Origin of the sequence: Vibrio sp. FF145 (assembly GCF_041439075.1) — a bacterium.
Taxonomy (GTDB): Bacteria; Pseudomonadota; Gammaproteobacteria; order Enterobacterales; family Vibrionaceae; genus Vibrio; species Vibrio tasmaniensis_A.
In genome coordinates this window covers 14351-34557 of record NZ_JBGONH010000012.1, presented here as the reverse complement: position 1 = coordinate 34557, position 20207 = coordinate 14351, and the positions used below count along the sequence as shown (strand labels likewise).

The 20207-nt window shown below is 41.8% G+C and carries 18 protein-coding genes; 14 read left to right on the top strand and 4 right to left on the bottom strand.

Annotation, left to right across the window (positions count from 1 at the left end; translation table 11 throughout):
* Positions 1–9 precede the first annotated feature (9 nt).
* Genes ACED42_RS06555 through ACED42_RS06530 form a run of 6 tightly spaced genes read left to right on the top strand, consistent with a single transcriptional unit; the run spans position 10 to position 6396 of the window.
* Positions 10–975 carry a type II secretion system F family protein gene (locus ACED42_RS06555; protein WP_012604667.1) on the top strand — a complete coding sequence of 322 codons (966 nt, stop codon included), beginning with the start codon at positions 10–12 and terminating at the stop codon, positions 973–975.
* A 3-nt stretch (positions 976–978) separates the two neighbouring features.
* A complete protein-coding gene (locus tag ACED42_RS06550) occupies positions 979–1950 on the top strand; it encodes a type II secretion system F family protein (RefSeq protein ID WP_012604666.1) in 972 nt (323 codons plus the stop codon).
* On the top strand, positions 1947–2951 hold the full coding sequence (locus ACED42_RS06545; RefSeq protein WP_102249115.1) for a lipopolysaccharide assembly protein LapB: 1005 nt from the start codon (positions 1947–1949) through the stop codon (positions 2949–2951). Before ACED42_RS06550 ends, ACED42_RS06545 begins: the two co-directional genes overlap by 4 nt.
* Positions 2952–2977: 26 nt before the next feature.
* Positions 2978–4750: a hypothetical protein gene (locus ACED42_RS06540; RefSeq protein WP_371701904.1), complete on the top strand. Its 1773-nt coding sequence runs from the start codon at positions 2978–2980 to the stop codon at positions 4748–4750.
* Positions 4747–5676 (top strand): glycosyltransferase family 2 protein, encoded by a 930-nt coding sequence (locus ACED42_RS06535; RefSeq protein WP_017096776.1) that lies wholly within the window; start codon positions 4747–4749, stop codon positions 5674–5676. The genes ACED42_RS06540 and ACED42_RS06535 overlap by 4 nt, the downstream gene beginning before the upstream one ends.
* Positions 5677–5685: 9 nt before the next feature.
* On the top strand, positions 5686–6396 hold the full coding sequence (locus tag ACED42_RS06530) for a class I SAM-dependent methyltransferase (protein ID WP_135444184.1): 711 nt from the start codon (positions 5686–5688) through the stop codon (positions 6394–6396).
* A gap of 100 nt (positions 6397–6496) precedes the next feature.
* Here the strand turns inward: ACED42_RS06530 and chrA are convergent, their stop codons facing one another.
* Entirely contained in the window at positions 6497–7645 is a 1149-nt protein-coding gene (gene chrA / locus ACED42_RS06525) for a chromate efflux transporter (protein ID WP_371701902.1), read from the bottom strand.
* Positions 7646–7745: 100 nt separating this feature from the next.
* Here chrA and ACED42_RS06520 point away from each other — a divergent pair, with 100 nt between their 5' ends.
* Positions 7746–8672: a LysR family transcriptional regulator gene (locus tag ACED42_RS06520; RefSeq protein ID WP_371701900.1), complete on the top strand. Its 927-nt coding sequence runs from the start codon at positions 7746–7748 to the stop codon at positions 8670–8672.
* 366 nt (positions 8673–9038) lie between these two features.
* On the opposite strand, the gene ACED42_RS06515 is transcribed toward ACED42_RS06520, so the two are convergent.
* Complete coding sequence (locus tag ACED42_RS06515; protein WP_371701898.1) at positions 9039–9593, bottom strand: gamma-glutamylcyclotransferase family protein; 555 nt, start codon at positions 9591–9593, stop codon at positions 9039–9041.
* A 307-nt stretch (positions 9594–9900) separates the two neighbouring features.
* Here ACED42_RS06515 and ACED42_RS06510 point away from each other — a divergent pair, with 307 nt between their 5' ends.
* The gene (locus ACED42_RS06510; RefSeq protein ID WP_029223481.1) at positions 9901–11085 is read left to right on the top strand and encodes an NnrS family protein; all 1185 of its coding nucleotides are present in this window, start codon (positions 9901–9903) and stop codon (positions 11083–11085) included.
* A 348-nt stretch (positions 11086–11433) separates the two neighbouring features.
* A complete protein-coding gene (locus tag ACED42_RS06505; protein WP_371701896.1) occupies positions 11434–11751 on the top strand; it encodes a DUF3622 domain-containing protein in 318 nt (105 codons plus the stop codon).
* 170 nt (positions 11752–11921) lie between these two features.
* Here ACED42_RS06505 and ACED42_RS06500 read toward each other — a convergent pair whose 3' ends face one another.
* Complete coding sequence (locus ACED42_RS06500) at positions 11922–12968, bottom strand: succinylglutamate desuccinylase/aspartoacylase family protein (RefSeq protein WP_012604657.1); 1047 nt, start codon at positions 12966–12968, stop codon at positions 11922–11924.
* Between the two features lie 260 nt (positions 12969–13228).
* Between ACED42_RS06500 and ACED42_RS06495 the strand changes: the two genes are divergently transcribed.
* The gene (locus tag ACED42_RS06495) at positions 13229–13768 is read left to right on the top strand and encodes a DUF3332 domain-containing protein (RefSeq protein WP_041472888.1); all 540 of its coding nucleotides are present in this window, start codon (positions 13229–13231) and stop codon (positions 13766–13768) included.
* A 170-nt stretch (positions 13769–13938) separates the two neighbouring features.
* On the opposite strand, the gene ACED42_RS06490 is transcribed toward ACED42_RS06495, so the two are convergent.
* The gene (locus tag ACED42_RS06490) at positions 13939–15411 is read right to left on the bottom strand and encodes an aminoacyl-histidine dipeptidase (protein WP_012604655.1); all 1473 of its coding nucleotides are present in this window, start codon (positions 15409–15411) and stop codon (positions 13939–13941) included.
* Positions 15412–16475: 1064 nt separating this feature from the next.
* On the opposite strand from ACED42_RS06490, the gene ACED42_RS06485 reads away from it, so the two are divergent.
* The 4 genes from ACED42_RS06485 (at position 16476) to crl (ending at position 20190) form a co-directional block, all read left to right on the top strand.
* Complete coding sequence (locus ACED42_RS06485) at positions 16476–17765, top strand: NCS2 family permease (RefSeq protein ID WP_009847476.1); 1290 nt, start codon at positions 16476–16478, stop codon at positions 17763–17765.
* Positions 17766–17849: 84 nt separating this feature from the next.
* Positions 17850–18314 carry an oxytetracycline resistance phosphoribosyltransferase domain-containing protein Tet(34) gene (tet(34), locus tag ACED42_RS06480; RefSeq protein ID WP_009847475.1) on the top strand — a complete coding sequence of 155 codons (465 nt, stop codon included), beginning with the start codon at positions 17850–17852 and terminating at the stop codon, positions 18312–18314.
* Positions 18315–18403: 89 nt separating this feature from the next.
* Positions 18404–19657: an esterase FrsA gene (gene frsA / locus ACED42_RS06475; protein ID WP_009847474.1), complete on the top strand. Its 1254-nt coding sequence runs from the start codon at positions 18404–18406 to the stop codon at positions 19655–19657.
* 143 nt (positions 19658–19800) lie between these two features.
* Positions 19801–20190, top strand: a complete 390-nt coding sequence (gene crl / locus ACED42_RS06470; RefSeq protein ID WP_009847473.1) for a sigma factor-binding protein Crl — start codon at positions 19801–19803, stop codon at positions 20188–20190.
* Positions 20191–20207 lie beyond the last annotated feature (17 nt).

The following is a 20207-nucleotide window of genomic DNA, read 5'->3' as shown; positions in this document are numbered from 1 at the left end:
GGAGAGATTATGGATAATGTAAGTGTTTCACTCGGCCTATTATTCATCGCGGTGCTTTTTATCTCCCAAGCTTTGTTACTGCCTGCTGCGGGGAAAAAAGCTAAGCATAAAGAGCTTTCTCGACGTTTGAAAGAGACCCAACGTAATATCGATGAAGAGAGCTTATCGCTACTCAAAGAGCATTATAATAAAGACTTATCCCCATTAGATCGCAAGCTCATCGTTATCCCTTATTTTGCTGGCTTAAAACGGATGTTGGAGTTAGCCGGTATTAGAGTTTCGCTAAGTCGCTTTTTACTCATTGTTGCTCTATGCGGTGTGTCGCTCACTCTGATATCAATAATGACTCAACAAGAGTGGTTCATTAGCCTAACGGCATTCATTGCTGTCTGGGTTGTTGCTTACCTGTATGTGCAAAATCGAGTGAGTTATCGAATGGCTCGATTTGAAGAGCAGCTCCCTGAAGCGTTGGATATTATCCGACGGGCATTACAAGCTGGGCAGCCGCTAATTCAATCATTCAATGAGGTTGGTGAAGAACTCCCAGACCCTATCGGTGCCGAGTTTAAAAATACCTATAACCTACTTAACTATGGTTACGATTTACGTTTGGCTATCTTACAAATGGCTGAGCGTGTCCCCACCGTATCAATGTTAGCTTTTTCTAGTGCGGTAATGTTGCAGAAAGAAACAGGGGGTAACCTCTCCGAAAATCTTCAAAAAGTATCCGAAGTTCTCAGATCTCGCTTTAAGCTAGAAAGGAAAATAAAAACGCTTTCTGCTGAAAGTCGGCTATCAGCATGGATATTAACCTTATCCCCATTTGGTTTGTTTTTTGCTTTGAAAGTGGCGAATCCAGATTATATTGAGCCGCTTTATAATGACCCTCGCGGCGTTTCAATGGTCAGTGTTGGTATCGTACTTTTAGCGATTGGAGCCCTATGGATTAAGCGAATCATCAGCATAGAGATTTAACCTATGGAATTATTAAACATTGAAGTTTGGAAGCAAATGTTAGCGGACTTTGGAGTCAGCTCTCAGATGGTTATCTACGTAATGATTTTGCTTACCACCATTTTGTTAACATTGACTCTAGGGTTGTTTATTTTGGGAACCCGATCCCCTTTAGATAAAAAGCTCAAACAGATATCAGAAACGGGTTCACCCAATAATAGAAAGCCTTATGACTTCTCTAATACGTTGGAGTCGCTGAGTCCTTTTATTAGTAAAGGTAATAAAAAGGATAATGAAACCTACTCACAAAAGTTGATGCATGCAGGCTTTCATGAAAAAAATGCGTTATCGGTTTTTTATGCATTGAAAGTGTTATCGAGTTTGGTCGGTATCATCGCGGGCTTTATGGTTTATTACATCTCATTCGGTGGTAGCTACAATAATTTATTGATCATGACCTGCGTCTTTCTTGGGACTTTCACTCCCAATATTATCTTGAGCAAGTTGCAAAAAGAGCGACAGAAGAAAATTAGAAATGGTGTACCAGATGCTCTTGATCTTCTTGTAGTTTGTACGGAATCTGGTCTAGGCTTTAATGCAGCACTTGGACGAGTTGCTTCAGAGCTTTATGTTTCTCAGCCAGAGTTAGCCGATGAATTGGAGACTGTTTTTGCCAAGATACAAGCAGGTGTCACCATGCCAGATGCGCTAAGGCAGTTCATTGACCGGACGGGGCTAGTCGAATTAGAGGGGTTGGTTTCTTTGCTTTCTCATGCGTCTAGAATGGGGGGAAGCTTAGCGCAGACTCTTCGTGATTATACGGTAGATTTTCGAGATAAGCGTCAGCAAGCTGCTGAAGAAATCGCGGCCAAGATACCGACTAAAATGTTGTTCCCTATGTTGTTGTTTATTTGGCCTTGCTTTTTTATTGTCGCGTTAGGGCCTGGGATCATTATTGTTATTGATGCACTTGGTGCACCAGGAGTAAGTTTATGATACGAGTGAGTAGATATTTTCTAGCTTTATTAGTGTTCGTTATTCTTGGTTGTGCATCCTCGGATGAGCCGACAAACCAATTTGATGCAGAGTTGTATTCAGGTAAACCAATCGATACCTTAAGCAGTGATGACCCTCCACTGAGTGAGAAAGAAGCCATTATGCGTGGTGATGTAGCATTGAGGGATAACAATATCGATTTGGCCCTTTATGAATATATTCGCTCTCTATCCTTTCCTGAGAAAGAGTTTCACGATAAAACGCTTTTTACGATAGGCCAAATTCATTCATCTCGTGGTAACTATGCACTATCCGAGAAAGCTTATTTAGCAGCATTAGATTTTAACCCTGCACATACCGAAGTCCTAGAGCAATTAGGTGTTTTGTATACAAAGCAGCGTCGCAAAGAGGAAGGGCGGAGTTATTTCTTTAAAGCGATTAATGCAGATCAAGTTCGTTTAAAAAGTAGTGAAACAATTAAAAATTACCAAGCCTTAAGTCAAAGTGAAGTGGCTGGTTTGAAGGTTGATAGCATGTCTCCCGAATTAGCTTTCATGGGGATAGGTGTGCTGGAAGATGTCGATGGAAAACACCAGATAGCGCAAGAGTACTTTAAAAAATCACTGACAATAGACAAAAGTTCAGTTAAAGCTTTGTTGAATATGGGGTACTCCCACTACATGTATGGCAATTACAAGGAAGCGTATCAATACACTCGTTCGGCTTTAGAGATAGAACCTAATAATGAAAAGGCTCAAAACAACCTTGCGCTTATTTACTTGGCTGCCGGCGATATCAAAAAGGCAACCAACGTTTTTATGAGACACATGGAAGCTCCTGAAGCTTTGAATAATGTCGGTTATTTTTTAATTTTGCAGGGTAAGCCTGACGAAGCCATTCCCTATCTACAACAAGCTATCGATAAAAAAGCATCTTATTATAAAGTGGCGAATGACAACTTAAATAGAGCGTTATCTGAGGTAAGAGAGATGGAGCAGTAACGACTTAAATTATTATCTTTGGGTTAATGAAAAGGATATTCATCTTGCCTAAGAGTGAAAGTTTTAATAAAGATATCATCATTATTTCTGTTGTTTGGCTGCTGTGTGCGACTGCGATATTTTTCTATAAATGGGAGAGTATCTCAACACTGGTTTTAAATGATAATGACGATTACATGCGCTTTGTTCAATTCCAAGAGTGGATGAATAATGGGCGCTGGTATCTAAAACCAATGGATAACTTCAATGCAGCTGATGGTATTGTTATCCATTGGTCCCGATTCCCCGATCTGATACTTTCTGCTATTGCGTACCCTTTATTGTTTGTTGTGGATGAAAGTACCGCTTATTCACTGTCTATTTCTATTGTACCTTTGCTTTATTTACTGTTCTATTCACTGTCATGCTTCTATTTATGTAACCATTACTTCGGAGAGCGCTATCGGTTTTTGAGCATGATGTTTGCCCTGTTTTCCCCATCGGTTATGCATTTTATTCCTGGCTCCATAGATCACCATAATATTCAGCTTATTTTGGCTATCTTGTTCCTATCTCTAACACCTATAACTGTAAGTCAAATTAATCAATTATGGCGAGTGTATGCTCAATCTATTCTATTGGCATTGTCGTTATGGACTGGGTTAGACAATATCCTTTTGTTTGCGAGTTTTTTTATCGTCTACACTGTGTATTGTTTTTTTGTTAGCAAGAGTTGGTTTGTTTATGTATCAAGGCTATATCTGTTCTGCGGTGTTTCAGTTGTTATCTCCGTTTTATTAAACAGACCTTATAATGAGTTCTTTGATTTTAAGTACGATGAAGTGTCATTTGTTATTGTGGTTTTGTTTTTTGTTGGTTGGGCTTTTGTTAATAATTACAATTGGTTTAAATTTGATAGTTGGCCTTTTGGGTTGCGTTCGTTTGTGTTTGTTATATTGGGTGTTGGATATGTGACTCCAGTAGCTTTGTTATATCCAAATATTACCAGTGCTTTGTTTGTCGATTATCCACCTATACTTCAGACTTATTGGCTTGACCATGTTTCTGAAGCTAAATCAATTTTTCAGTATATAAGTGAGAATGGATTATTATCTATTGATAATTATTTGTTACTGGTCATCCCTGCTTTATTGTATCCTTTTTTTAGAGTTAATAATCATCATTGTACAATCTTGTATATTATTTTCGTATTGAATTTATTCCTTGCCATATTCTGGCAGGTTAGGGTGATAAGATTATGTTTTATTTTATCAAGCCCTTTTCAGGCTTATGTAGTTATAAGGTTGTCTGAGTTTGTAAAATATTCAATATTTAAAGTGTTGATTATATTATTAGGAGCTCCATTAGTAATGGCATTTCTAGTGATAGCGGTTGGTAATGATGACTTCGAAAGAAATGCGGTTGAAAATGACAAGAAAACTCTATTTAGAGTATTGGAAGAAAAGGGCATCGAATCAAAGGTTATTCTTACTGGGATTGAGACGGGAGCACCTGTGTTGGCACACACTAATAACCGCATAATTGCAGCCCCTTATCACAGAAATATTGTTGGTAATCAATTTCTTATAGAGGTTATGTTAGAGAGGGATATGAGTTTAGCCAAGGACGAAATCCAAGCTAAGAACATTGATTATATTGTTATAGGAAATGACGCCCACTTAATGGTTTTGAAAAAATCAGCAAGTGAAGAGGCTCTTATAAACAAATTATACAGCTCAAATGTTCCCAGCTGGTTGGAGACCATATATGACGATGTTCCTGATGGCTACCGAATCTTTAGGGTTAGGGAGAGTTTATGAATAGTATAAAAGTTGCAGTATTACTCCCATGTTTTAATGAAGCGGGTGCTATCGGAAAGACAGTTATGTCTTTTAAGCAGGCTTTACCTGATGCGTCTATTTATGTGTATGACAACAACTCAACCGACAACACGGTAAACGAGGCCTTGCAAGCTGGGGCTATTGTTCGACATGAGCCTCGCCAAGGTAAAGGGGAGGTTGTCAGGAGAATGTTCTCTGATATTGATGCTGATATCTATGTGATGGCTGATGGTGATGACACTTACGATGCGTCAATATGCCCTGCGCTGATCGAACAATTGGATAATGAAAAACTCGATATGATTATTGGAAGTCGAGAGCGAGCTTCAATGGCTTATCCCAAAGGGCATATCCTAGGAAATAAGCTGTTTTCATCGCTGATTAATTTAGCATTCAATGCTCAATTGAGTGATGTGTTTTCTGGTTATCGAATTATGAGCCATCGATTTGTCAAAACCGTACCCATTTTCAGTGATGGCTTCCAAATAGAAACAGAGCTTACCGTTCATGCGCTACATCATAATATGCCAATCAAAGAAGTTTCGACGCAATATCAATCAAGGCCTGAAGGCACAGCCAGCAAATTGAATACCTTTAGTGATGGGCTCAAAATTCTCAATTTCATTTTGTTCTTATTGAGAGATGTAAAGCCAATGTTCTTCTTTGGCGTATTGTCTATGTTGCTTTGCTTCATTTCATTGGTTTTAGGAATCCCCGTTATCATCGACTTCATCGATACTGGGCTCGTCGAAAGGGTGCCTACTGCTATTTTGTCTAGTTCAATTGCATTGATAGCGGTGATGTCTTTTTTCTGTGGGTTGATACTCGACAACGTATCACGAGGTAGGCGAGAGATGAGGATCCTTTCTATATTACGAACGAGTGATAAAACGCTATCTGAATAGGAATCAAGCATGAGAACAAGCAAGGATGAAGACAAAGAGTGGATCGATTATTTGTCCCGTTTTAGTGACGAATATGATGAGCGAGTTTATAACGGCAATACAACGGGTTATGTGATGAGAGCTGGCCACATAGCATGTGAAAAGCCATTTGGTGAAAGTGAACACTTTTCGAGAGTGTTAGAAGTGGGCTCCGGTACAGGTGAACACTTGCTGCACGTCAAACACACCTTTGACGAGTATATCGTGAGTGATGGCGATGCTGCGGCTCTTGAGGTGGCAAAAGAGCAACTCAGTCGTATCAATTCTTATGACAAACTCACTTTTAACGTAACTAATGCTTGTGAGTTAGATTTTGAAAGCAATAGTTTTGATCGCGTGATCGCAACTCATATATTGGAGCACTTATACGAGCCTCACTTGGTGATTAAAGAGTGGTTGCGAGTGTTAAAACCTGGAGGCACTCTGTCTATTTTGATTCCTACCGATCCTGGGATCGCTTGGAAAATCGGCCGTTATATGACGACAAGAAAACACGCCTTACAGAAGGGGTGGCATTACGATTACATTATGGCGAGAGAGCATGTCAATCCATGTAATAACTTAATCGCTTTCTTAAGGTATTACCTTCCTGAACACCAAAAATCATTTTGGCCGCTGAGCTTTGTACCGCTTATTGATTGCAATTTGTTCTTTAACTTCCACGGGGTTAAACCACTATAGGAAGTAAAAGATGCTTTTAGTTTTTGAAAGAAGAGCGGGAAAACAAGAAGTAAGCGATCAAACCTCTCACTTCTTATTTGTCTGTCTATTAATTGATAGCTTAGATCGCCAAACCTGTAATTGCGCCAAACAACATAAACACACCCACTAACCCTACAATCGGGACCTTTACGGTTTTTAATAACCACACACCAACAATGATCAGAGCGAAGTCTATGCCGCTGCTCACTGCGCTTGTGAAGATGGGTTGATACAGGGCCGCAAGCAATAGACCAACAACTGCTGCATTCACACCGGTAAGAGCACCTGCCACCAAAGGCTTGCTTGCAATCGCCTGCCAATTCTTCAGTACAGCCAGTAGCAATAAGAAACCCGGTAAGAACACCGCAACTGTTGCGAGCAGTGCACCTGTAATCGGTGCCGATGGCATCAACACATAGCCTAGATAAGTGGCTAATGTAAACATTGGGCCAGGTACAGCTTGCGCAGCGGCATAGCCTGTTAGGAAGGTATCTTGGGACAGTTGATCACCAATACCATTTTGTAGCAGAGGAAGAACCACGTGCCCGCCACCGAATACCAAACTACCTGCTTGGTAAAATAAACCAAATACTTCAATGCCTTGAGAGTATGCACTGAACAGAGGTAAACCAATCAGTAGTGCTACAAAAATCACTAGCGGTGTTATGGATATCTTATGTGTCGAAGGCGTTGTTTTTAAGTCTTGCGAGGTTAAGAACTTACTGCCAACCATAGCAGCAAACAGTAGAACTAATACCTGAGGCAAGAGCCCAGGACTTAAAAGCAGAACAATCGCGGTTATCACACACAGTGCTGTTGCTATCTTTGATTGGCAAAAGTTTTTGTACATGCCGAAAGTGGCGTCAGCTACAACCACGACCGCGAGTAGCTTAAGTCCGTGGATGATTGAAATGAAAAGCGGTGCTTCCAACAACTGGTTGCTCACTAAGGCCAATATCAACATTAGGATGACAGAAGGGGAGGTGAAACCGACAAATGCGGCAATCGCACCGGTTAAGCCACCTTTTTTGTAACCAACCGCGAAGCCAACCTGACTTGAGCCTGGACCAGGCAGAAATTGACTGAGGGCGACAATTTGCCCGTACTCTTCGTCGGATAACCAATTCAGTTTCTCAACAAAGGCTTTACGGAAGTAGCCAATGTGTGCCGCTGGTCCACCGAAGCTAATCCAGCCAAGCCAGAAAAAGGTTTTAAAAATTGAAAGCATGATCGATTCCAGATAAATGTTTAGCGTAATTTAGGTGGAGTTGAACTATGATTCAAATTAATTGTTTTAATTATAACTATGAATAATATGGGATTGATTTGTGGCTGATTTTAACTGGAAAGGAATTGACCTTAACTTATTGATTGCACTGCAAGCTCTGTATAAAACCAACAGTGTGAGTAAGGCGGCAGAACGTTGTTATGTCAGCCAATCTGCGATGAGTCATAGCTTACAAAGACTGAGAAAGCTGTTTGATGACCCTCTGTTTGAGCGTGTCGGTAGCAAGATGGAGGCGACCGATCGAGCCATTGAACTGTCCAGTACGGTAGAAGCTCTGCTCAATACCATCCAGTCAGAGGTGTTACTGTCTAAATCGTTTGATGCCGCGACTTATAAAGGGACTTGGAAGATTGGTCTTACCGATTATGCTGAGCAGATGTTCGCGCCAGCATTGTTTGACCTCATCAAGCAATCCTCTCCTAATTCGCAAGTCGTGCTGTTCAATGTAAACCGGAGTAACTATCAGCAAGTATTTGAAGACGCCAAGCTTGATATAGCGATAGGCAGTTTTGGTGAGGTCTCAAAGCAATATCGAACCACGCATTTGTACACAGAGCAACATGTCTGTTTATTCGACAAGTCGGTTGTATCTATTGAGGGGCCGGTATCGTTAGAACAGTTTGTTGCTGTCGAGCATGCTCTTGTTTCACCTGCTGGATCTTTAAAGACTGGCGTTGATAAACGTTTGGCTGAATTAGGCTTCAGCCGAAAAGTGGCTATATGTTCAAGCAATTTTTTAACAGTAAAACGTTTGATAAGAGGTAGGGAGTTATTGTGTATCGTCCCCAAACTGGTGGCACGCAATGATATTCAAGACCAAGATACCGTGGTAGCAGTGGAGCCACCTATCGATGTGCCTGATTTTGATATACAGCTCATCTATCGCAAGACTAAGCATTTAGATGATAAAAATAAGCTACTTAGGAAGCTTTTTACACAAGCCGTTTCATCTGTGGTTGCTGCATAGTTGCAGCAGTTGTTCGGTCATCAATTTTATGCGAATTATTTTTAGAAAAATCCGGCTTATTATAAGAACCCGACTATACTTAATTTACGACTAAAAGCAGTCGTAAAGAATAGGATTTTTGATTTACCTAAGTAAAAAAATTGATTATATCCTAATGATATAGCTGAAAAAACTACCAGGCTAAACGGACTTAGTTGGTCTTAAAGCGCTAGCTCCCCCTAGCGCTTTTTCTTTTGTTCTAAGTTAGCTCTAATCTCTTAGGTGTTTACAGGTTTGAGTTGTTTAATCTCGATTTAGAACAGTTAACGGTCGAGTTAACTGACTAAGAGCAACAAGCTATGTAGACCGACAAATTATGAGTATCAACTAGCTACGAACGGTCAGTATCAAGCCATCAATCACACTGTGGTGGTGATCAGAAACCCCAGCAAGCTTGCCGTATTTCGGCTGGTGGCGATCATTTTCTAATGGATGGTGCCAACCTTGTGTATGTTCCACAAAGTGCGCAGCAAAGCTTTCAGACACCTCTAAACATCCTGCCATGACAGTATCAACATAGGTTTGAACGATAGGGCTGTTTTCACAAGGCGCTTCAATCTCGTCTTTGATGTATACCCAGATCGATTGATCCGTTATAAAGTCAGTTTGGCTCTCTATCTGATCGGCTTTCAATTCGATTCGGTGATAACCGCGTTCACGACGATCAAATTTAGCCAACGCAACATCATCGACCTCAAGCAAAACACCATTCACTTGTCCCTCACCAAGATTGACGATCAACGGTGACAAAACATAGCTGTCGTCGATTTTACTCCAGTGACGCACTAGGCCGTGCACTATCGCAGGAATAGCTTGTCCTGTTTGACCTGTGAGTTGACGAGAAGAGGAGTTGATCAAGCTACCATAACCAAAAATATACATCGCGTTCCCTGTCTGTTCTTTTGTATTTGAGACTAGTCTTACTATATGTTTGGCTTCATCAAATGTCAGTAGTTTTTTATTTTACACACTTTCGAGTCTAAACGACTTTTTGTGGTATGTTTAATTGACACTTTTTTGATCTCTAAATACACCTTGTTGCTTGTTTTTATTAGTTTTATATCTTTGGCGCGTTTCATGCATTGTGTTAGGTAATATTGCGGTGATGATTATTGCACCTTGAATTTGGCTATTGGTAGCAATTCAATATAAGCCACACTTGGCTTGTTATCTGAAATGAGGAATGAGTTTGTTAAATATCACAGATAAAAGTGTAGAAGATGCGATTCCAGCTTATCTTCGTTTAGGTTTTAGACCTTTCTTCTTTCTTGGCAGCCTCTATGCCGTGATTGCTATCGTCGCTTGGGTTGTCATGTTCCAAAATGGTCAGCCTGAAGTGTTAAAAGTACCCGCACTTTGGTGGCACGTACATGAAATGCTGTTTGGTTTTTCTATGGCGATTGTGGTTGGTTTTGTTCTGACTGCGGTGCAAACATGGACGGGAGTCAACGGAACCAAACATTATCGATTAGCTGCGCTCGTTGGTTTGTGGCTAGCACCTCGTATTCTATTTTGGACACCGGCGCCATTGTGGTTGATCTCATCGGTTGAAGCGTTGTTCTTGATCTTTGCCGCTTACGAGATTGGTTTCCGTGTCGTGAAATCGAAAGGCTGGAAGAACCTGTTTTTTGTGCCGCTGTTTATATTGGCTATCGTCGCCAACTTTGCTAGTTACGCGACGATTAAAGGCATGCCTCCATTCCCATCGTCTGCAGTATGGCACGCAATGTTATGGTGGTTTACCTTGCTATTATCCGTGATGGGTGGACGAGTTATCCCGTTCTTCACGGCCCGTCGTTTTGACTTTGAAAAAGCACAACCATTGGTTTGGTTGGAATGGCTAGCGAACCTGCCTTTGGTTGGGTTGTTTGTGCTGAGCTTCTTCCCGTTGACCTTTGCTCAAGTGGGCAATGAGTTGATGGTGTTTGCAGGTGTGACTCAGTTGGTGCGCTTTGTTCGTTGGAAGCCTTGGACAACGTTGTCTGAGCCTTTGGTGTGGTCACTGCATGCGGCTTATTTGTGCATTCCTTTGAGCTTGCTACTAAGAGGCTTGTTAGATAACCCATTTGCAAGCCATAACATGCTGCACCTGTTTGCGATTGGCGGTTTGAGTGGACTCATTCTTGCGATGATTACGCGCGTGACAATGGGGCACACAGGCCGTGCTATCTATAAAGGACCAAGCATGGCGCTGGCGTTCTCGGCTATCTTTATCGCGGCATTAGTTCGTAGTTTAGGTGTCACTTTCTTCCCTGCTTACTTATTTGAGATGGTCAACATCAGCGCGGGTTTATGGACGTTGGCGTTTGGTCTGTTTATCTGGAAGTTTGGCATGATGTTATTAACCCCAAGAGTGGATGGTCATCCGGGGTAAGCGTATTGATTTTCTGCCACATTTTTAAAGGGAAGCACTGAGCTTCCCTTTTTGATCGCAGCTAGTTATCGCTTTAATTTATCTCTGTTTGAGAACCGTTCATTTCATTGTTGTCGATAAAATAGCATAGAAGTTGATGGTGAATCGGAGAGTTACGAACCCATTGAAATCCGGCACAAACGATTTGCAGCAATGGAGTGTGATCCGCTGCAAATATTTGCAGCAATATTCATTGATTTGTGCTCTAATACCGCGCTTACCAAGGGATGGTGTTAAAAGATGCTCACTTAGATGGAGTTATCAAAGTTGACCGATCCCTTAATGATCTCCCTTAGGAAAAAATAGAACATGTCTAAGAACAAAAAATTTGATATCCGCCTTACAGAAAAACGCAACGGTTGGGGTGCAGAGATTACTCGTCAAGTAACGTCTCGCAGCACAACAGTATCTAAGCGTGAGTCTGGTTTTGAAACTGAAGCTCTAGCACAAGAGTGGGCAGAGAAAGAGCTAGCATCTTTCATCGCAAACCAAGCTGAACGTAACGAGCGTAAATCAGAGCAGCGTAAAGAGCGTGACGAACTACGTCATACTAAAGAGCTTAAAGCTGAGCAAGCACGTGAAGCACGCGCAAAAGCTCGTGAAGAAGAGCAAGAAGACGCTGAGTAATTTAGCGCTTAATTAATTTACAGGTTCCTTAATTTTAAGATAAGGGACAAGTAAAAAAAGCCCCAATATAACTTTTTTCTTTCTAGTCAAAAGTGTATTGGGGCTTTTTAGTTTGTGGAGTTTATTTTCGAAAATGTAGCCACTTCTTGCTAGTGACTACATGTCATTGATTAGTTGTTAAGCGCCGTTAGCCAATCATCTTCCGCTACTTCTTCAATATAGCTCTCAACTGATTGTCCCACTTCATCGTCATCTTGTTTGAAGTAAGCAATGTGAAATACTGCGTCACCTTCGTTCACCAACGGTAGAGTTTGTTGGCCAATCACGATACCGCCTTTGGTTGTGATCACTTGGCCTTCTTGGTGACCTAACGGAGAGCTTATGTAAGCTAGGGTTTGTCCTGCTTCAACTTGTTCGCCAAGTCTCACCATGTTACGCAAAATACCGTCTGACTCAGCGCGGATCCAGCTGGTGGATTTGCTCAACACTGGCTCTGGCAACTTTTTACGGTTTGGGCGCAGCATGCCGATTTCTTTCATCACTTGATGTACGCCAAGGTAACCCGCACGAATCGCTAGGTGATCAAAACGCAACGCTTCACCACCTTCGTAAGTTAATACAGGGATCCCCAATTTTTCCGCTTCGCTACGAAGTGACCCATCACGCAGTGGAGAATCAATGATCACTGGTGTTGCGAACGCTTTTGCGATGCGCAATGTTTCTGGGTTCGACAGGTTTGCACGGATCTGTGGCAAGTTAGTACGGTGAATCGCACCTGTGTGTAGATCCAAAATAAAATCACAGTGCTTCGCCACATTCTCAAAGAAAGTGTAAGCGATGCGTGATGTTAGCGATCCTTTCTCACTGCCAGGGAAGCAACGGTTTAGGTCACGACGGTCTGGTAGGTAACGAGATTTATGGATAAAGCCAAACACGTTAACGATAGGCACAACAATCAAGGTACCTTTCAGTTTCTTTGGATCAATCGCATTGGTCAGTTGTCGTGCAATCTCAACACCGTTTAGCTCATCGCCGTGGATAGCCGCATTTACCATCAGTGTTGGGCCTGCTTGGCGACCGTGAATAATTTCAATCGGGATCGAAAGTGGAGAGTGCGTGTAAAGCTGAGCCGCTTGCAGTTCAATCTCCATTCGCTGTCCTGGTTGAACAGTATAACCAAGTAATTCGAATGGTTGATTAGGTTTTAGTCTTGCCATTTAGGTTGTTCTCAACATGGTGATAATTCGTTAACACGGAATGTACCAATCGTTGATTTTTAGTACGAATCAATCGGTTTACGGTGACGACAAAAGTTTTCTATGGAGTTGTCTATAAATAAGTTTCCATTTTTAATTTGACTCATTATAGGGTGTTTCAAATTGTGGTTTTTCTGACAGTACACTGATATTTGTCATTTGGTTGGTTGCTATTATCCACCGCCATTTTTTGGCGGCCAAATTCAAATATCGAGATGAAAATGAAAAAAACAATTTCAAAAGTTGTAGCACTAGCGGTGGTATCTGTTGCTTTATCTGGCTGTGTTGGTAGCAACGCAGTAACGGGTTACCTAATGAAGTTCAACCTTAAAGCCGTTGATAACCGTTACGCTCGTGGTGGTTTGAACATATTGCTTGCACCGGCTTACGGTCTAACAGTTGCAGCTGATTACTTGGTATTCAACTCACTAGAGTTCTGGACGGGCAGCAACCCACTAACAGGTGCACCGCATATATTTGATACTAAGATTGATACTTACCTTGATATCAACCATCAGCTTGATAAGTCACTTACTGAAGCACCAGTAGGTCCTATTACTAGTGCTGATATGATTGAGAAAGGTCAAATGCAGCAGATCGACGAAAACACGATCCAAATGGACATCACTTACCAGTCTGGTGAGCGTGCGACATTGATCGGAGTTCGTGATGGTGAGATGGTGACATATTTCATCGACGGCGAAGTAGTGGCACAAACTTCAATTGACGAGTTAGAAAGCTACGCGGCTTCACGCGCTTAATTGTTTATTTAGTCACAAGTACATAGCTACAAAGATTGGATACAAAAACAGGTACTCATTGAGTACCTGTTTATTTTGTGTCTATAAACGGTGTTTACTGAAAAGTGCTATTTAGTGAAGAGCCCTATTTATTAGAAACACCATTTATTGAACATACATAGCTTATAGAATTATGCTTTTTCTGGGATAGCTGCAAGCAGTGCAACCATTTGATTCCAGAATAGCTCAACCGTATCGATCTTCACTTTCTCATCAGGAGAGTGAGGGAACTTGATGGTTGGGCCGAAAGAAACCATATCCATGTTCGGGTAAGGTTCTTTGAATAGACCACACTCAAGACCAGCGTGGATAACCATGATGTTTGGTTTGTGACCGTAGATACCTTCGTACATGTCGCGGAAGATGTGCATGATTTCTGAATCTGCGTCTGGCTTCCAACCTGGGTAAGCACCAGAGAACGCGATGTTAGCGCCTGCTAGTTCAGCAACAGAGTGAAGCATGCTTTCTACTTGGCTACGACCTGAATCGATAAGAGAACGGATCAGGCAAAGCACTGTGATTGAGTTCTCTTCTGTTGTGATAACACCTACGTTTAGAGACGTTTCAACAACACCTTCAATCTCGTCACTCATACGAATCACGCCGTTTGGACATGCGTTAAGTGCCGCGATAAAGCGAGCTTGGTCTGCTGACGCAAGTGCGCCCATTTCTACAGAAGCTTCTTCGTTGAAAGTCACGATGCTGTCTTCTACTTTACCTAGCTCTGTTGAAAGCAGCTCTGTGTAGTAGTTGTATAGCGAAGCCAGTTTCTCTTGGTTTTCAGCAGGAACAGCAACCGTTACGAAACCTTCACGAGGAATAGCGTTACGAAGGCTACCACCTTTGAATTCGACGATGCGAAGGTCTAGCTCTTTTGCGTGACCTGCTAGGAAGCGAGCAAGCAGTTTGTTTGCGTTTGCACGACCTGTGTGGATGTCGCAACCAGAGTGACCGCCTTTTAGGCCTTTTAGCGTTAGCTTACGTGTTACGAAGTCAGCTGGAATCGCGTTACGTGCAATTTCAAATGTCATTGCGCCGTCGATACCGCCAGCACAACCCATGTACACTTCGCCTTCTTGCTCTGAATCGGTGTTAAGAAGGATATCGCCTTCTAACCAACCCGCTTCAAGACCGAAAGCACCAGTCATGCCTGCTTCTTCATCTACGGTAAGTAGAACTTCGATAGGGCCGTGTTGGATTTCGTTCGAAGCCAGAACCGCTAGGCAAGAAGCCATGCCCATGCCGTTATCAGCGCCAAGCGTTGTGCCTTTCGCTGTAACCCACTCACCATCAATGTATGGTTGGATTGGATCTTTAGCGAAGTCATGAACTGTGTCTTCGTTCTTTTGTGGAACCATATCGATGTGAGCTTGTAGCACGACACCTTTTTTGTTTTCCATACCCGCCGTTGCAGGCTTTTTGATGAATACGTTACCCGTTGGGTCACGACGTACATCTAGGCCTTGCTCTGTTGCCCAAGCAATAATGTATTGAGCAAGTTCTTCTTCATGTTTCGAAGGGTGCGGGATTGAACAAATTTTATCGAAAAACTGCCAAATAGGGGCAGGGGACAATTTACTGATCTCAGAATGGAATTCAGACACGGATGACTCCTTTTTTATTTGATAACCATATATTTAGGTTTTGTAATGGCAAAAAACTAGAACAAAAATCTAAAATATGGGTCTGTTTTGATGGCAACAGCATACCACTTGAGGGTTTTGACGAGTAGCGGTTCTAAACCTCAAATAGCTCAAATTTTGAAAGCGATCTTGTCTATCTGATCATAAATAAGCGCATTGATGCTTATAAATGGTGCAGGCAAACGTTTGTTTAATTCTATTTTGTAATTTAATTACAAAAATGAGTTTGTAAAATAACCGCAAATAGTCAAAAGTGTGACATATAGCAAAAAATACTTGTAATCTTTTTTCTTTAGGGTATATTAATAACCAACTTCTGAAGTGAAGAGTAAATGCTCAAAGGATGAGTCCGTTTTATCGCCTCCAAGGAACCGAGAAATCAAATTCGTTTTTTATTGATTTATTAAGGTGATAGTTATGAAAGGTTTACCATCTGCAATGTTCTGGCTTAACAGCTCTGTTTACACTAGCAACTTTGCATACCCTACAAGCTTTGGTTACTAATACCGTAAGCGTGTAACTCGAACAGTTTTGTTCACCCCTATATATTGGAATTATTTTACAACCCTTTTGGTTGACAGATTCTACCGCCACTCAGTTTTGAGTGGCGTTTTTTTTGCCTGCTACTTTTCCAAACCGCTTTCGCTTATCACTTTTCCTGCTGTTCTGCATGGTTGTTTTTTAAACGCCGAAATATCAATTTGCGCCTTATTACTGATCCTGTTGAAAAATACATAACTATTGTGGGTTTGAATTCGGAATTTATTAGCTAGATTCTCAATGAAAATAGCCGATGGTAGAAAAAGCAACCAACTAATCATATTGAGAATTTTGATTTTAATTGCTTGTTTTTAATAATTATTTTCCATTTATGCTTTTATTTTTAATCGCTCTGTTTCATACGGCATTCTGATAAAGATCGATTAGAGCCTTAATTCTATCTGGAATTTGTTATTTGATAACTTTATAATCCACAGCCAATCGATTACGCAACCGTTTACTTTTTACCCTTATAGGATTCGATAATGTTCGAAAAGCTATTCAAACTCAGTGAAAATGGCACCAATGTGCGCACTGAAATCATCGCAGGTCTAACAACCTTCCTAACAATGGCTTACATCATTTTTGTAAACCCAATGATTCTAGCTGATGCTGGTATGGACCATGGCGCTGTATTTGTAGCAACCTGTTTAGCAGCTGCTATTGGCTGTTTCATCATGGGCTTTGTTGCTAACTACCCAATTGCTCAAGCTCCAGGCATGGGTTTGAATGCATTCTTTACCTACGCTGTTGTAATGGGGATGGGTTATACGTGGCAAGTTGCTCTGGCAGCGGTTTTCGTATCGGGCGTGATCTTCATCTTCTTAAGCATCTTTAAGATCCGTGAATGGATTATCAACTCGATCCCAATGTCTCTGCGTGTTGGTATCTCTGCAGGTATCGGTCTTTTCCTAGCGTTTATTGCTCTTAGCAATGCTGGCATCGTTGTTTCTAACCCTGCAACGAAAGTTTCACTGGGCGACATTACCGCGATTGCTCCTATCCTAGGTGCGCTTGGTTTCTTCCTTACGATTGCTCTTGTTCACCGTGGCGTGAAAGGCGCAGTAATGATTGCGATTCTAGCTATCACAGCTGTTGGTATTGTTATTGGTGACGTTCAATACGGCGGCATCATGTCGACACCACCAAGTCTTGCACCTACATTCATGCAGCTTGATTTCTCTGCTGTATTTGAAATCGGTATGATTTCAGTAGTATTCGCTTTCTTGTTCGTCGATTTATTCGATACAGCGGGCACTCTGGTTGGTGTTGCAACGAAAGCAAACCTAATCAAAGAAGACGGCAAATTACCGCGCTTAAACAAAGCACTGCTTGCTGACTCTACAGCAACATCTATTGGTGCATTGTTAGGTACATCAAATACAACCTCTTACGTTGAGAGTGTTGCGGGTGTCGCAGAGGGTGGTCGTACTGGTCTAACAGCGGTTGTTGTTGGTATCTTGTTCCTACTGGCTCTTTTCTTCTCACCGCTTGCAGGTATGATTCCAGCCTACGCAACATCAGGTGCGTTGTTCTATGTAGCAATTTTGATGATGTCTGGCCTAGTTGGTATTGATTGGCGTGATCTTACGGAAGCAGCCCCAGTCGTGGTAACATGTCTGCTTATGCCGTTGACATACTCTATCGCTGAGGGTATCTCATTAGGCTTCATCGCTTACGCTGCAATTAAGCTGCTAAGTGGTAAAGGTCGCGATGTTTCACCTGCTGTGTGGGTAATGTCGGCTATCTTTATTCTTAAATATACTTTCGCTTAATCGTCTAGATTTCTGCTTAATCGCTGAAGAGGCTATGTTTGAAGTAGCCTCTAATAACATGACAAAATTATTAGGTTTTATACTATGAGCAACAAATTCGTTATCACTTGGGACAACATGCAGACTTACTGTCGTCAACTTGCTGAAAAGCAAATGCCAGCAGAGCAGTGGAAAGGCATCTGGGCAGTGAGCCGTGGTGGTTTGGTTCCTGGTGCAATCTTGGCTCGTGAGCTAGGTATTCGTCACGTAGATACGATTTGTATTTCTAGCTACGACCACGATCACCAACGTGATATGACCGTCGTTAAAGCACCTGAAGGTGACGGCGAAGGCTTCCTAATCGTTGAAGATCTTGTTGATAGTGGTGACACTGCACGCAAGCTTCGTGAAATGTACCCGAAAGCGAAACTGATCGCTGTGTGTGCAAAGCCATCTGGTGCTGACTTGCTAGATGAGTACATCGTTGATATCGCTCAAGACACATGGATTGAGCAACCTTGGGATACTAGCCTAAGCTACGTTGAGCCGGTAAATCGCAAGTCAAAATAAGCGTAAACTTAGTTTTTTGAGAAATGACCCTTTATAGGGTCATTTTTTTTTATATGATTAGTAACAACCATTTCTTATTAAGTATCCCAATGTCTGAATCAGAAGAAACGAGCTCGAACCTTTCGGAAACCTTGTTTGTAAAGCACAAGCAGGCTAAAGAGACCTCAATGCTGACACAATACATGCCAAGCTCTGAAGCGCTATTGGATGAGAAGCGTGAACAGCAAAACTCATCATGGTACCGAAACCTAAGACGTCTTCAGTGGGTATGGCAAGGCGTTAACCCCATTGAGCAAGAAGCGGTATTGGCTCGCATCGCGTCATCAGATAACTCTCGTACAACCGATGAGTGGCTTGATACGGTCATGGGTTACCGAAGTGGTAACTGGGCATACGAATGGACCAAACTGGGTATGCAGCATCAAAATCGCTCGAACGAGAAGAAGGGTGAAGAAATGGCTGAAGAGCTGTTTTCAGCATCGTTGTGCTTCAGCATTGCTGGCTACCCACATCTCAAGAACGACAATTTGGCGGCTCAGGCTCAAGTGTTGGCCAACGCAGCTTATTCTGAAGCAATTAAGCATACGAAGTTGATCGTCAAACAGATTGATATTCCATACCAAAACAAGAAGATCAAAGCGAACTTGCATCTAACCAAAACAGACAAACCACAACCGGTTGTGATTGTCAGCGCTGGTCTAGATAGCTTGCAAACCGATATGTGGCGTTTGTTTAGGGATTACTTAGCACCAAAGAACATTGCTATGTTAACGGTAGACATGCCATCAATAGGACACAGTGCACATTGGCCGTTAACAGAAGACTCATCTTGTCTTCACCAAGCAGTGCTGAATGAGTTGCCTAACATCCCATGGGTCGATCACCACAAAGTCGGCTTGTTTGGCTTCCGCTTTGGTGGCAATGCGATGGTGAGATTATCTTTCCTTGAGCAGCATAAGCTTAAAGCGTGTATCTCTTTAGGCGCGCCAATTCACGATATCTTTGTTCATGCCGACAAACTGAAACAGATGCCTAAAATGCATTTAGATGTTTTGGCTTCACGTCTTGGTAAAGGGGCCGTTGATATCAATAGTCTTTCTGGGCAATTGATGGCGTGGTCACTCAAGGTACAAGGTTTGCTGTCAAACAGTAAAACCAGTGTGCCTATCTTGGCATTAGCGTTAGAGGGCGACCCAGTATCACCTCCAATGGATAACCAACTGGTTGCTATTTACAGTGATTACGGTAAAGCGAAGAAAATCAAAGCTAAGTCAATTACACAAGGTTATGAGCAATCCCTCGAATTGGCGATAAAGTGGCTTGAGGATGAATTATTTAGATGACATTTCTCCTAAATTAGTTAAGCATGAAAAGTGTACAAAGTAAGTACCTGATACTCAGAAATAATTTATAAAATCCAATTGCGTAGTTTCTACGTATAACAGTCTGAGTAACGTCATTCTTAACATTGAAATGGAGATTCAATATGTCAGAAGTGACACAACAACCTACGCATTATCGCTTGTTAAATGTTTTAAAGGCTATAGGCCCTTACTTAAGGGAGCCGCAATCAGAAGAAGGCCACTATATTTTTGATTGCTTGTCTGTGTGTGTGAACGATAAAAAATCGCCAGAAGAACGTGAGTTTTGGGGCTGGTGGTTGGAGTTGGATAAGTCGGAAGAAGGATTTTCGGCGAAGTACAACACGGGTAAATACAACATCGATGGTAACTGGGATCCTTTGCCATTACCTAAAAAGGCGATCGCTGAGGTCTCTCGAACTCAAGAAGCCTTTCACCAAAAGCTGGTTGATGAACTTCAAAAGAAATTTGAAATCGGCGTTCAGTTAGACGAAGAGTCTGTCGAATTCGTCTGATTTTAAAGGTTACTCTT